This window comes from Planomonospora antibiotica (assembly GCF_014647955.1).
GTDB lineage: Bacteria > Actinomycetota > Actinomycetes > Streptosporangiales > Streptosporangiaceae > Planomonospora > Planomonospora parontospora.
Genome location: NZ_BMQE01000088.1, coordinates 1 through 11,942 on the forward strand (window position 1 = coordinate 1; position 11,942 = coordinate 11,942).

At 69.5% G+C, this 11,942-nt stretch carries 13 protein-coding genes; 6 read left to right on the top strand and 7 right to left on the bottom strand.

Going from position 1 to position 11,942, the window contains the following annotated elements; translation table 11 throughout:
• Positions 1-406: 406 nt before the first annotated feature.
• Both IEZ06_RS34720 and IEZ06_RS34725 read right to left on the bottom strand, forming a co-directional pair.
• A complete protein-coding gene (locus IEZ06_RS34720; protein ID WP_189240909.1) occupies positions 407-2,014 on the bottom strand; it encodes a tetratricopeptide repeat protein in 1,608 nt (535 codons plus the stop codon).
• A 94-nt stretch (positions 2,015-2,108) separates the two neighbouring features.
• Positions 2,109-2,714, bottom strand: coding sequence for a TetR/AcrR family transcriptional regulator (locus tag IEZ06_RS34725; protein ID WP_189240910.1), 606 nt, complete (start codon positions 2,712-2,714; stop codon positions 2,109-2,111).
• A gap of 118 nt (positions 2,715-2,832) precedes the next feature.
• Between IEZ06_RS34725 and IEZ06_RS34730 the strand changes: the two genes are divergently transcribed.
• The 3 genes from IEZ06_RS34730 (at position 2,833) to IEZ06_RS34740 (ending at position 4,973) form a co-directional block, all read left to right on the top strand.
• Positions 2,833-3,063: a hypothetical protein gene (locus IEZ06_RS34730; protein ID WP_189240911.1), complete on the top strand. Its 231-nt coding sequence runs from the start codon at positions 2,833-2,835 to the stop codon at positions 3,061-3,063.
• Complete coding sequence (locus IEZ06_RS34735) at positions 3,060-3,587, top strand: hypothetical protein (protein WP_189240912.1); 528 nt, start codon at positions 3,060-3,062, stop codon at positions 3,585-3,587. Before IEZ06_RS34730 ends, IEZ06_RS34735 begins: the two co-directional genes overlap by 4 nt.
• Before the next feature lie 402 nt (positions 3,588-3,989).
• Positions 3,990-4,973: a C40 family peptidase gene (locus IEZ06_RS34740; RefSeq protein ID WP_189240913.1), complete on the top strand. Its 984-nt coding sequence runs from the start codon at positions 3,990-3,992 to the stop codon at positions 4,971-4,973.
• A 96-nt stretch (positions 4,974-5,069) separates the two neighbouring features.
• Here IEZ06_RS34740 and IEZ06_RS34745 read toward each other — a convergent pair whose 3' ends face one another.
• A complete protein-coding gene (locus IEZ06_RS34745) occupies positions 5,070-5,318 on the bottom strand; it encodes an SHOCT domain-containing protein (RefSeq protein ID WP_203872109.1) in 249 nt (82 codons plus the stop codon).
• A 206-nt stretch (positions 5,319-5,524) separates the two neighbouring features.
• On the opposite strand from IEZ06_RS34745, the gene IEZ06_RS34750 reads away from it, so the two are divergent.
• A complete protein-coding gene (locus IEZ06_RS34750) occupies positions 5,525-6,295 on the top strand; it encodes a response regulator (protein ID WP_229799116.1) in 771 nt (256 codons plus the stop codon).
• 71 nt (positions 6,296-6,366) lie between these two features.
• Positions 6,367-7,425, top strand: coding sequence for a HAMP domain-containing sensor histidine kinase (locus IEZ06_RS34755; protein ID WP_203872110.1), 1,059 nt, complete (start codon positions 6,367-6,369; stop codon positions 7,423-7,425).
• A gap of 136 nt (positions 7,426-7,561) precedes the next feature.
• Here the strand turns inward: IEZ06_RS34755 and IEZ06_RS34760 are convergent, their stop codons facing one another.
• The 4 genes from IEZ06_RS34760 to IEZ06_RS34775 form a co-directional block, all read right to left on the bottom strand.
• Positions 7,562-8,398 carry a F510_1955 family glycosylhydrolase gene (locus tag IEZ06_RS34760; protein WP_203872111.1) on the bottom strand — a complete coding sequence of 279 codons (837 nt, stop codon included), beginning with the start codon at positions 8,396-8,398 and terminating at the stop codon, positions 7,562-7,564.
• Between the two features lie 199 nt (positions 8,399-8,597).
• Positions 8,598-8,846, bottom strand: a complete 249-nt coding sequence (locus IEZ06_RS34765; RefSeq protein WP_203872112.1) for an SHOCT domain-containing protein — start codon at positions 8,844-8,846, stop codon at positions 8,598-8,600.
• Positions 8,847-8,899: 53 nt separating this feature from the next.
• The gene (locus IEZ06_RS34770; RefSeq protein ID WP_203872113.1) at positions 8,900-10,006 is read right to left on the bottom strand and encodes a multicopper oxidase domain-containing protein; all 1,107 of its coding nucleotides are present in this window, start codon (positions 10,004-10,006) and stop codon (positions 8,900-8,902) included.
• A 123-nt stretch (positions 10,007-10,129) separates the two neighbouring features.
• Entirely contained in the window at positions 10,130-10,345 is a 216-nt protein-coding gene (locus IEZ06_RS34775) for a DUF2933 domain-containing protein (protein WP_189240915.1), read from the bottom strand.
• Positions 10,346-10,504: 159 nt separating this feature from the next.
• Between IEZ06_RS34775 and IEZ06_RS34780 the strand changes: the two genes are divergently transcribed.
• Positions 10,505-11,942 (top strand): HAD-IC family P-type ATPase (locus IEZ06_RS34780; protein ID WP_189240916.1); only part of this gene is annotated, 1,438 nt, incomplete at its 3' end.

Below are 11,942 nucleotides of genomic sequence, written 5' to 3' on the forward strand. Positions count from 1 at the left end.
CAAGGTCGAGCAGCGCGTACGGCCCAAGACCGAGGTCGTCGGCTACGGCTACCCGCAGTACGCCTCCTAAAGACCAAGATCCGGCGTCAGCCACAGGCAGGGGCACAGCACACGCTGTGCCCCTTGTGCCGGTTTCTGCGCCTGCTCACCGCCCGCAAGCCCAGCGTCCTCTGTCCGTGTCGCTATTGGGCCGATCGGGATATCAACGAGAATTCAACGGCCGCACGACTGGAGGCCGTTCACCCTGCGGGATCCGGCAACCGCGCGCGCCGCCTGCACCGCTCAACCGAGCTGTGAACTTGCCGCATCTCGTTCTGCGTGGCGCTGAGGCACCACGCAGAAACACGGTATTGATGCAGCAGCCAGCCCACCTCCTTACCGATCAACGACCGCTTGGCCACAGACCTCAGGTCTTGACCGGATGGCCGCAGAAGCCGCAGAAACGGTGGGCCTGACCCAGTCGCATCCCACAGGCGGTGCAGTACTTGTGGAAGGTCGCGCCGGTAGCTCCCGCGCCTGTGGTCCCGGGGACGGCGTCATCACCGTTCGGGGCGGCCTCATCCGGCCGCCCGGGATCGCGGGCCACCAGCACGGGATGACCGAGCCCGGTGGACAGGGGCTTCGGCAGGGCCGGGAAGGACCGCCCGACCACGACCGTGGGGTTGGCCCCCTCATCGACCAGAGGCCGCCGGGAGATGGCAGTAGGCGGCGCTGGGACCTGCAATCCCGTCTCGAGAGTCCCGGCCTCCCCTGGGCTCGGGGGCACCCCGGCCCCGCGCCGCCAGTACAGCAGCGCCCCGGCGATCACGGCCGCCACCAGGACGCCGCCGCCCGCCAGGAACGGCCAGAGCGGCACGCCCGCCGCCTCGCCGGTGGAGGAGTCGGCGGCCCGCCTGGTCCCCGCGTCCTCGGCGGTGCCGCGCTTGTCCTGGGAGGTCTTCAGGAGCGCGGCGGCCACCGGGTGCCCCGGGTACAGCTCCAGGACGCGCTGGAAGCCGGGGACGGCGTCGCCGTAGTACTTGGTGTGGAAGCGGATCAGCGCCTGCTCGAACGCGGCGTCGATCGGGCCGCGCCGGGGGGCGGCCCCGGCCTCGGCCAGCGCCTTGGTGATCTCCCGGACGCCGATCATCCGGCCCTCGGCGCCCCCGCCCACCAGCAATCCGATGACCTCGCCCTTCTTGTCCTCGATCACCGGCCCGCCGAGCAGTCCCTGGTCGATCAGGGCGCCCAGCTTGGGCGGCTCGTCGACCTTGCCCTCCGGGTCCTTGAACTGCCGCCCGCCGTCGCCGGCGCCGCCGGCCCGCAGGTGCGCGATGTCCGTCTTCTCCTTGACGTTCGCCGACGGCCGTCCGAGGAACCCGGCGACCGCGACCGGCGAGCCCTCCTTGTCGGGCACCTTGGCGGCCAGCGGCGCGGTGGGCAGGCCCGCGCTGCCGTCGGCGCGCCCGGTCGGCATCAGCACGACGGGGCTGTCCGGCCGGCTCCCGGGGCGGACGATCTCCGCTTTGAACCCCTCGTCATCGGCCGGCGAGATGTTGGGGAAGACCCGGATCTCGGTGGTGACGTCGATGATGCAGGTCGCGGTCGGCTTCTTCGGCGGGTAGCACTCCTGCAGGTGCCGGTTGAGGGTCTTGTCGTCGAGGGTGTGCCGCTCGAAGTCGTCCGGGATCTTCACCTTGTGGTGCTCGGCGAAGATCTTGTTCGCGGCGTGGATCGCGACGTCCTTCTCGGTCTGCACCACCCGGGTCAGGGTGACGATGGCGCCCTCGGGGTTGACGACGGTGCCGGTGCCGGTGCCGATCGGCACCTCGTAGCTGCGCTCGACGTGCACCGGATCGTCGGTGGGGTCGAGCAGGGTGATGTCCACCTGGGCCTTCGCCTCGACGCGGACGATGGCGGGGGTCACCAGGTCGGTGATCCCGCTGGGATGGTCGTGCGCGAGGGCAGCGGGCATCGCGGCGACCGTGAGAACCGCGCCGCCGAGGAGTGCAAGGACCGTTCCGAGTCGTCGCATCGCTACTCCTACGAGGGATAGGACAAGGGTCGCAGACAGTAGTGAATAAGTGAACAGCTCAGGAGGGAGGCGTCACCGTCCGATCTGGGCCCGGTCAAGCCGGCTGATCATGACCCGAGCCCGCCCCCTCCACGCGCGGAGGGCGCAGCCCGGTCAGCGTGACCATGACGAGTCGGTGTACCGCGTCCCTGGACGGCAGGGTACCGGCTGCGGCAAGCGCGTGAAGGCAGTAGTGCGCCAGCTCGTCGGGCTCGACGTCGTTGCGTAAGTCGCCGCTCTCGGCTCCCTCGGCCAGCAGGTCCCGGATGAAGGCACGCAGGTGCCGCTGCGCTCGGACGACATGCTCGCCCCGGTGCAGGAGCGCCGCCAGCTCGGTGCCGTGGTGCTCGTGCTGGATGAGGGCGTAGGCCTCGAGCACGGCTTCGAGCCGCTCGCCGGCGTCATCGGCCCGGTCCCGGAGTCCGGCGAGATAGTCGAGGTGGCCGGCGATCTGGCGCTCGTGCCAGGCGGTCAGGATCGCTTCGACGTCGGGGAAATACTTGTACAGCGTCGCGCGCCCGATGCCGGTCTCCTCGGCGATCTGCGACATCGTCACCGATCGCAGCCCGTGTCTGGCCACCAGCGCCGCGGTGGTGTCGAGGGTCGCATCGCGCACCGCGCGGCGGTGCGCCTCGATCGTCTCATTCCACAGCTTCGGCACCGTCCCATCGTACACATCGACGATAGCGATACATTATGGATTGACATAGACATGCTGTCTCGCAAAAACTGGAGTGCATGTGAGATCCCGGCAAGCACCGCGGACAGAGGAGACACACATGACCGACCCGCCCCCCACCGCCGGCACCGGTTCGGAGCCCGGCCGCGGAGCGACGCCTCGCTGGGTGAAGGTCCTGGGGATTATCGTGGGCGTCCTGCTCCTGCTGGCCGTCATCGCGATGATCGTCAGCGGCGGCGACCACGGACCGGGCCGTCACCTGCCGTCCGGCAACGTCGGCGGTCAGGCGTACCTCTCCGACAGCGCAGAGCCCGGCGTGCAGCAGCCATGATCATGGCGCCGCGCCTGCGCAAATTCGCGCTCACCGCGCACGTCACGGTCTCGGTCGGCTGGCTCGGTGCGGTCGTCTGCTTCCTGGCGCTCGCCGTCGCCGGTTTGATCGGCGAGGATGCCCAGAGGGTGCGCGCCGCCTATCTCGCGATGGAGTTCATCACCTGGTTCGCCGTTCTCCCGCTGGCCCTTGCCTCGTTGCTGACCGGGGTCATCTCCTCGCTGGGCACCGCCTGGGGCCTGTTTCGGCATTACTGGGTCCTGGTGAAGTTCCTGCTGATCATCTTCGCCACCGCCGTCCTGCTGCTGCAGGTGGAGCCGATCGGCTCCATGGCGCGCGTGGCAGCGGAGACGTCCTTGGCCGGCACCGCTCTCGGCGAGATGCGGGTCTCCCTCGTCATCCACTCCGGTGGTGGCCTGCTGGTGTTGCTCGCGGCCACGGTCCTGGCGGTGTACAAACCGCGGGGCAGGACGCGCTACGGACGACGCAAGCAGGACGAGCAGCGTCCGGCGCACGCCTCATGAGCATGACTGCTCCCCTCGGCCGCGGCCGGGAAATCCAGCTGACTCCACTGCCGCAGGCCTGAGTGCGCTGGGGCGCCTGCCCTCCAAGACCGGCCGCACTGTCAACCATGCAAGTCGATCTTACTATGCCCGGTAGTCGCCTCTTCCTGCCGCAATCAGGCCCTCCATGCGTGCCGGAGTGCTCAGCGGAGCCCTCACCGTCCTCCCCTTCATGCGCGCTGACCAGGTATTTCACTCGGCGATCCGCTAGTGACGCCCGGACCTCTCCAAAAGAGGAGACTTCGCGATCCTCCCGCACGAGGATGGAAGTACGGATCAAACGGTGAATTAGGCCGCCCCGTTTCTGTAGCATTTCGCCCGAGATCCGGGCAAAGGGAAGGCGTCACCGTGAGCGTGGCAGGCATGCCGCTGAAGTTCGGACGGGTAGCTGCGGCGGCAGGGCTGGCCGTCGTCGCGTTGCTCCCGCTCGACGGGGCGATCGCCGAACCGCAGCCCACCATCGCGCAGGCCAAGGCGAAGCTGAAGAAGCTGAACGACCAGGCCGGTCAGGTCGTCGACCGCTACAACCTGGCCAACGAGCGCTGGAAGAAGGCCAAGAAGACCTACGACCGGCTGAATGAGGACTACACCCGGCAGCGGAAAAGCGTCGACCGGCTGCGCGATGACCTCGTCACGGTCGCGATCAGCACCTACCAGTTCGGTGGCCTGGCCGCCGCCGAGGGGTTCGCCACCAGCAGCGACCCGCGTATGGTCTTGGGCGGCATGGCCGCGATCGACCAGATCGCGGCCAGCCGCGCCGAATCCCTGCGTGCCTTCGACACCGCCAACCAGGCCCTCAAGACCGCCTACGGCCAGGCGAAAGAGGCGCTGAGCGAGGCGGACAAGGCGCAAGACACCCTGGCCGGGGAGAAGGCCAAGGCAGAACGCATGGTCACCGAGCAGACGAAGTTGTTGCGCAGGCTGGGCGCGTTCCGGGCCGGTGATCCCAACAGCGTCGGCATTCCGTACACCGGGCCGGCCTCGGGCAACGCCCGGACGGTGCTGGAGTTCGCGTTCAGGCAGGTCGGCAAGCCGTATCAGTACGGCGGGGAAGGGCCCGGCTCGTATGACTGCTCGGGGCTGACCCAGGCCTCCTGGCGTCTGGCCGGAGTCGAGTTGCCCCGCACGACCTGGGAGCAGTGGAGCTGGGGGGCTGACCGGCGCGTTCCTTTGGATCTGAACCAGTTGCAGCCCGGGGATCTGCTGTTCAGCAAGGGCCTGGGGCATATGGGCATGTACGCCGGCAACGGCAAGATGGTGCACGCTCCGCGCACCGGCGATGTCATCAAGGTCGTCGATCTCGACGACTACTGGTGGGGACGGCTTCTGGGCGCCGTCCGCCCCTGACCATGATCCTCTTGCGCAGCGCGTGACGCCTTCGGTGACGTTCACGTCCAGGGAGACGTCGAAGACGCTCCGCCGCGGCGAGGCCGGACCTGCCGGTCAGTGAGCTGTTCGGAGGGCGTCCTGCCGAGCGCGATACTCGTCCGCGTCGATCTCGCCGCGCGCGAACCGTTCATCAAGGATTTTCCAGGGACAATGATCATCAGGTGTACGCGCCGAAGGGTCATCGCGTGTGCCGCGGAAGACCGCGATGATCCCGAAGATCACCAGTGCCCAGAAGGCGACCATCGCCAGGGCCATCACGATCCAACCGCCCCAGCTCCCGCCGTTGCTCCACCACATCATCACCGTTCACCTCCTCCCGTGGCGCACGACGAGTGTCGCGCCATGACCAGGCAGGAACCCTGATGGTTGTGTGAAGGTTCGCAGAAGATGACGCCGGCACACTGTGGCCGGCAGGAACCGGTCCACTCTTTCCAGCCCTCCCGACAGGGGGACCCGACGTGGGAGTGCGGCGACGACCCGGGCTTACGGCAGGCTGGCATCATGAGGTCATGAGGCGGATTCCCGGTGAGCGGTCCGGCGGTGTCAGCGACACGGCCGGGAGGGCACCCGTCCGTACCTCCACGGGTCTTCGGGCGATGGTCGTCGAGGACGAGGAGTCGCTGGCGGCGGTCCTGGGCAGCTACCTGGAGCGGAACGGCTTCGAAGTCTCCGTGGTCCATGACGGGCGGCAGGCCGTGAACGTGGTGCGGGAGATCGATCCGGACGTCGTCGTGCTGGATCTCGGCCTGCCGGGGCTGGACGGGGTCGAGGTCTGCCGACAGGTGCGCACCTTCTCCGACGCCTACGTCGTCATGCTGACCGCGCGCAGCGAGGAGATCGACAAACTCATCGGGCTGTCGGTCGGCGCGGACGACTACATGACCAAGCCGTTCAGCCCGCGCGAGCTGATCGCGCGCATCCAGGCGATGCTGCGCCGCCCGAGGGTGCGGGGAGAGCGTGAAGGACTGGGCCCGGACAGCCGATCCTTCGGTCCCCTGACGATCGATCCGATCGGCCGCGACGTCTGGCTGGAGGGCGAGGCGGTCTCCCTCACCCGCACCGAGTTCGACCTGCTGACCGCCCTGTCCGCACGGCCGCGTATGGCGTTCAGCAGGCGACAGCTCATCGACGAGGTGTGGGGGGAGACCTGGGTGGGGGACGAACACCTGGTCGACGTCCATATCGGGCACCTGCGGCGCAAGCTGGGTGATGATGCGGCGCAGGGGCGGTTCATCAGGACCGTACGGGGGGTCGGGTACCGCATGGGAACGGGCGAGTGACCCCGGACCAGCCACCTCCGGCGAGACCAGGCCGCCCTGCGAGACATCCCGGGTTCGGGACCCGGCTTCTGGTGGCGCAGGCGCTCGTGCTGGTCGCCATGGCGCTCACCGCGTGGCTGGTGGCCTCCGCCGTCGGGCCGGGGATCTTCCACGACCATCTCGTGCAGGCGGGGGTCGGGCACGGCGCGGCCGGGTCGGGCCATATCGAGCAGGCGTTCACCTCCTCGATGCTGCTTGCCCTGCCGGTCGCGCTGCTCACCGCGATCGCTCTGGCGTTGGCGGTCACGTGGTACTTCAGCCGCCGTCTGCAGCGGTCGATTGCGCGGGTGGTCGATTCGGCGGCCGAGGTGGCCGCCGGCGACTACAGCTCCCGGATCTCCAGCCCGGGGTTGGGCAGCGAGTTCGACCGGCTGGCCGGGACCTTCAACGCGCTCGCCGAGCGCCTGGGCGCCGTGGAGAGCACGCGTCGGCGCATGCTCGCCGATCTCGCCCATGAGATGCGCACGCCGCTGGCGACGCTGAACGCGCACTTCGAAGCGCTGGAGGACGGCGTGCGCGAGCTCGACGAGGACACCTTCGCCGTGCTGCGGTCGAGCACCGGACGGCTGGAGCGCCTGGCGCAGGACATCGGTGCCGTCTCCCGGGCCGAGGAGGGCAGCCTGGAGATCCACCGGGAGTTGACCGGTCCGCGGCAGCTGGTCGAGGCGGCCTGCCGGGCCGCCGCCGACCGCTACCACGACAAGGGCGTCACCTTGCGCGGGGACGTCTCCACCGACCTGCCCGTCCTGGTCGACCCGGCTCGCATGGGCCAGGTGCTGGGCAACCTCCTGGACAACGCGCTGCGGCACACCCCGCAGGGAGGGAGCGTCACCGTCTTCTGCCGCAACCTGGAGCGGTGGGTCGAGTTCGAGGTCCGCGACACGGGCGAAGGCATCGCCCCCGAGCATCTGGACCACATCTTCGACCGCTTCTACCGCGCCGACCCCGCGCGCAGCCGTCCCCGGGGAGGAAGCGGCATAGGCCTGACCATCACCAAGGCGCTGGTCGAAGCCCACGGCGGCGGGATCTTCGCGCGCAGCGCCGGTCCGGGCCAGGGGGCGGCCTTCACCGTCCGTCTCCCGCTGTCGTAGGGCCTTGGTCTCACAGGACTTCAGAGGATCATGACGTTTTTGCGGGTCCGGAGACCGTGCCCCTCGCCCTGCAAGCGGGTGGCCCGGGTTCTCAAGGCCACCCACCCCGGGGAGACACGGTCGTGCACCGCCGGAGTCATCTGGGGGCGTAGCGGGTGGTCCAGGTGGCGCCGTCGTCGGTGCTGGCGACGATCCGGTCGCCCTCCAGGGCGGCGAACACCGTACCCTCGTGAGCGGTGAGTGCGTGGACCGGGCCGCCTGCAAAACCGCGCCGCTGCCAGGTGGTGCCGCCGTCGGCTGAGCTCCACACGGTCCCGTCGGCCGCCGCCCCCCACACCTGCTCGGTTTGATTCCAGGCCAGTACCGCCAGCTGCGGTGCGCCGGGCAGCAGGGACCACGTGCGGCCGCCGTCGGCTGAGCGCCCCACGCCCTCACGCCCGATGGCCAAAATGCTCTCAGGGTCGGCCGGACTGACGGCGAATGCCCCGATCGCGATCGTGGAGCGCTGCTGCCAGGTGCGCCGGTCGGAGCTGACCATGAATGCGCCGTCACCGGAGTTGTAGCCGTAGACCAGCCCGTGGACGGCCTGCAGGCCGTGGAAGTCCGCCGCCCCGGGCAGGGACATCGTCTTCCAGGTGACGCCGCCGTCGGTCGACTCGATCAGACCGAGATTGCCCGGGCCCTCCTCGTGCTCGCCGGGGTGGCCTGAGGCCAGGAAGTGGCCGGGTCCGACCGCGGTGAAGCCCATCAGGTCCGGAGTCCCCTGCGATACCCGTACGGCGGTGCGCTCGTCCTGGATGCGGAACAGCCCGGCATGGGTGGCCACGTAGGGCACCTTGGTAGCGGGGTCGACCGCGACGCCGTGCACGTGCCCGAACGCCTCGCTCGGAGCACCGGACTCGCCGGAGCCTCCCGTGCCGTCGGAACCGCGGATGACGAACACGGCCACGGCTGAGGCCACCACGGCTGCCACCAGGGCTGCGATCAGCGGCCATCGTGGCGCCGACCGCGTCTTCCTGCCACTTCCCGCCGGTTTTGTCGCGTCTGCCTTCTTACTCACCGGATATCTGTTTCCTTCGTGATCGATCGACCGGCCGCGGTCGATGTGATCTGTGCGGCGGTGACATCGCACCGCCGCACAGATGCGTCCCTGGGTTCTTCCGCCGTCGAGGTCAGGGCAGGGCCGCCAGCCGCTGGGTGTACTCGTCGGCGTCCAGTTCGCCGCGAGCGTAGCGCTCGGCCAGGATGCGCCGGGCCGGGCCGGTGGCGTCGGCGTCCGCAGGCGGCGCGGTGAGGCCGGCCCTGGCGCGGGCGGGGGTGTAGCGGACGACCAGCCAGACGACCAGTGCGGTCAGCGCCAGCCAGAGCAGCATCATGCCGCCCATCGGCCACATCATCGTTCCGTGTCCATATCCGTGCATCGGGATCGTCTCCTTGGGTGATGCGTATCCATCTTGGTGATCTCACCGGCGGTTCAGGCCTTGACCTTGAACAGGCCGAGGGCGCCGCGGGTGGCGTCGGCGAAGCGGTGGCTGACCATCGCGTACTCGCCGGGCTCGGGGAAGGTGAACTCCACGAACCCGCCCTGGGACGGGGCCAGGTCCAGGACCTGGGCGCCGCCTCGCGCCGCGTCGTCGGGGCGGACCGTGTAGCCGCCGTCGGTGAAGACGGTGTCGAACACGGTGCCGACGACGTGGAAGGCCGACGGGGCGGACGGGCCGGCGTCGACGACCCAGATGCGGGTGCGCTTTCCTGCGGTGGCCGTCAGCGGGGTGAAGCGGTACTGCCCGGCGTAGCCGTTGAAGGCGACCGCGTCGTAGTCGGCGGTGTACAGCTTGCTGAGCTTGGCCAGGCCGTCCTGCGGGCCGAGGGCCAGCTCGGACTGGACGATGACGAACTCCTGGTCGGCCTTGGGCAGGTTCGGCGGGTCGATGATGATCGCGCCGTACATGCCGTTGCCGATGTGGTGCAGGGCGGGGGCGCTGCCGCAGTGGTACATGAACGCCCCGGCGCGTTTCGCGGTGAAGGTGTAGGTGAGCTGCTCGCCCGGGGCGATGGTGCGCATCTTGGTGTCCGGAGCCACCTGAGAGGCGTGCAAATCGATGGAGTGCCCGGTGGAGCCCTTGTTGACCAGGGTGATGGCGAAGGTGTCGCCGACCTTGCCGCGCAGGACCGGGCCGGGCAGGGTGCCGTTGTAGGTCCAGGCGCGCTGCCGTACGCCGGGGGCGACCTCGATGACCTTCTCGGTGACGGTGAGGGTGACCTCGTGCCTGCGCCCGGTCGGCGCCGGAGGGAGGACTGCGTCGCGGGCACGGAAACCGGCGCCCGGCTTGGCGTTCGGGTCGTAGATCGCGGGCGTGCCCTCATTGCCTTCGTGGGCGGCGTGGTCGTGACCGTCCTCGGTGCTCAGCTTCGGGTCCTCCTCGTGCCCGGACGCTTCGGTCTCGGGGTGGGGGGTGCCGCCGTTGACCGCCGCGGTGCCGTGCCCGCCGTCGCCGGTCGCGGCTCCGATCCCGAAACCGGCGCCGGCCAGCAGCACCGCGCCCAGTGCCCCGGCCGTGACGATCAATGGTCTGCGCATCTGTGCTTGTCTCCTGATGTGATGGTGCGGAAGGTGTGGTTTCACGTTGCCGGGTGGAGATGAGGTTCCGACCCGGTTTCTATGGAGATCCGATGAAGCTTCCGGCGGCCGGTGAGTAACGGGTCAATGGCGGACGGCGGGCGGGCGGCCGTCCCCGCGGCGGTGATCCGGGCCTCCGCCGTGCCCGTGCCCGCCGTGCCCCATGAACAGCATCATCAGCGGGCAGGTCAGCACGAGCAGGGCCAGCAGCAAGGTCTCGGCCTCCGCTCCGAAGGCGAGCCCTCCGACGATCAGGACCGCCAGCGCGATCGCGTACAGCGGCAGATGGTTGCGTTTCACGGCTCTCTCCTTCGGCGAGTGTTTCCGGCACCTCTCACACTGCCGCAGCATACCCATGGGGGGTAGGGGCGTTCGCCTCGTGCTCGCATGACCTAGGTCCCTATCTTTGGACGGCTTCTCCTAAGCAAGGTAGTAAGAGAATCTTGCGAGGAGGATGTCATGGGCACCATCGATGTCGCGGTCCTAGTGGCAGCCGCAGCCCTGCTGGCAGCCCTGGGATGGTTTTTCTTCGGCCCGCGCCGGACCCACGCCGCACAGCTGGCTGACGGAGTACAACGGACACGGATCGTAGTGCGCGGAGGGTACAGCCCGAGCGTCATCCGGGTGCGTCAAGGCGTGCCCGTTGAGCTGGTCTTCGACCGGCAGGAGAGCGGCGACTGCAGCTTGCGCGTGGTCTTCGCCGATCTCGGCGTCAGCGCCGCGCTACCCGCTCACAGCGCCACGACGCTGCGGCTGGATCCGGCCCGGCCGGGTGAGTTCGGCTTCGCCTGCGGCATGAACATGATCCGCGGGACGCTCATCGTGGAGCCGGCCGAAGGAGCGGCCCCGGGCGGCGGCGGGTCCGACCTGGCGTCGGCGTTTGGAGCCGGGGCCGCGGTCCCGCCGGATGGTGCGGCTCCGGTGGACGCCGCCGAGGTCGAAGCCGCTCAGGAGGCCGAGCGGCGAGCCGAGCTCGCCGATCTGACCCGCCGGGTGAGCATCGGCGGCCTGCTGACCGCTCCGGTGCTGCTGGCCGTCATGGCGCACGAGCTGTTCGGCGCCGCCTGGGTGCCGGCCTTCCTGCTGTCGCCCTGGCTGCAGCTCATCCTCATCACTCCGGTGATGTTCTACACCGGCTGGCCGGTCCACCGCACCGGCTGGCTGACGTTGGCCCACCGGGGCGCCGACATGAACAGCCTCATCACGCTGGGCACCATCGCCGCCTACGGCTACAGCCTGCTGGTCACCCTCGCCCCGGGCGTGCTGCCCGCCGAGGTGCGCGAGGTGTACTACGAGGCCGTCGGCGTCATCCTCACACTGATCATGCTCGGCCGCCTGCTGGAGGCCCGCGCCAAGGCCGGCACCGGCGAGGCCATCCGTGCGCTGCTGGGCCTGCAGGCCCGCACCGCCCGCGTTATGCGCGACGGCACCGAGACCGAGATCCCCATCGAGGACGTACTCGTCGGCGACGAGATCCTCATCCGGCCCGGCGAGAAGATCCCGGTCGACGCCACCGTGCTGTCCGGAGGCTCGGCGATCGACGAGTCGATGGTCACCGGCGAGCCGATGCCGGTCACCAAGCGGGCCGGCGACACGGTGATCGGCGCCACCATCAACGGCACCGGTTCGCTGCGGGTACGCGCCGCCAAGGTCGGCTCCGACACCCTGCTCGCGCAGATCGTTCACATGGTGCAGCAGGCGCAAGCCTCCAAGGCCCCGATCCAGCGCCTGGCCGACGCCGCCTCCGCCTACTTCGTCCCCGCGGTGATCGCCATCGCCGTGGTCACCTTCACCGCCTGGTTCATCGCCGGCCCACCGCCCGCGCTGACCTTCGCCCTAGTGCCGCATCAGGCAACGTTCGCCCTGTCGACGACGGCGCGTAGGCGTCGGTCGTCGG

Bases quoted from the DNA above. Each gene is read 5' to 3' on its own strand.
- IEZ06_RS34720 (WP_189240909.1), bottom strand. From the start codon at position 2,014: ATGCGACGACTCGGAACGGTCCTTGCACTCCTCGGCGGCGCGGTTCTC.
- IEZ06_RS34730 (WP_189240911.1), top strand. From the start codon at position 2,833: ATGACCGACCCGCCCCCCACCGCCGGCACCGGTTCGGAGCCCGGCCGC.
- IEZ06_RS34735 (WP_189240912.1), top strand. From the start codon at position 3,060: ATGATCATGGCGCCGCGCCTGCGCAAATTCGCGCTCACCGCGCACGTC.
- IEZ06_RS34740 (WP_189240913.1), top strand. From the start codon at position 3,990: ATGCCGCTGAAGTTCGGACGGGTAGCTGCGGCGGCAGGGCTGGCCGTC.
- IEZ06_RS34750 (WP_229799116.1), top strand. From the start codon at position 5,525: ATGAGGCGGATTCCCGGTGAGCGGTCCGGCGGTGTCAGCGACACGGCC.
- IEZ06_RS34765 (WP_203872112.1), bottom strand. From the start codon at position 8,846: ATGCACGGATATGGACACGGAACGATGATGTGGCCGATGGGCGGCATG.
- IEZ06_RS34770 (WP_203872113.1), bottom strand. From the start codon at position 10,006: ATGCGCAGACCATTGATCGTCACGGCCGGGGCACTGGGCGCGGTGCTG.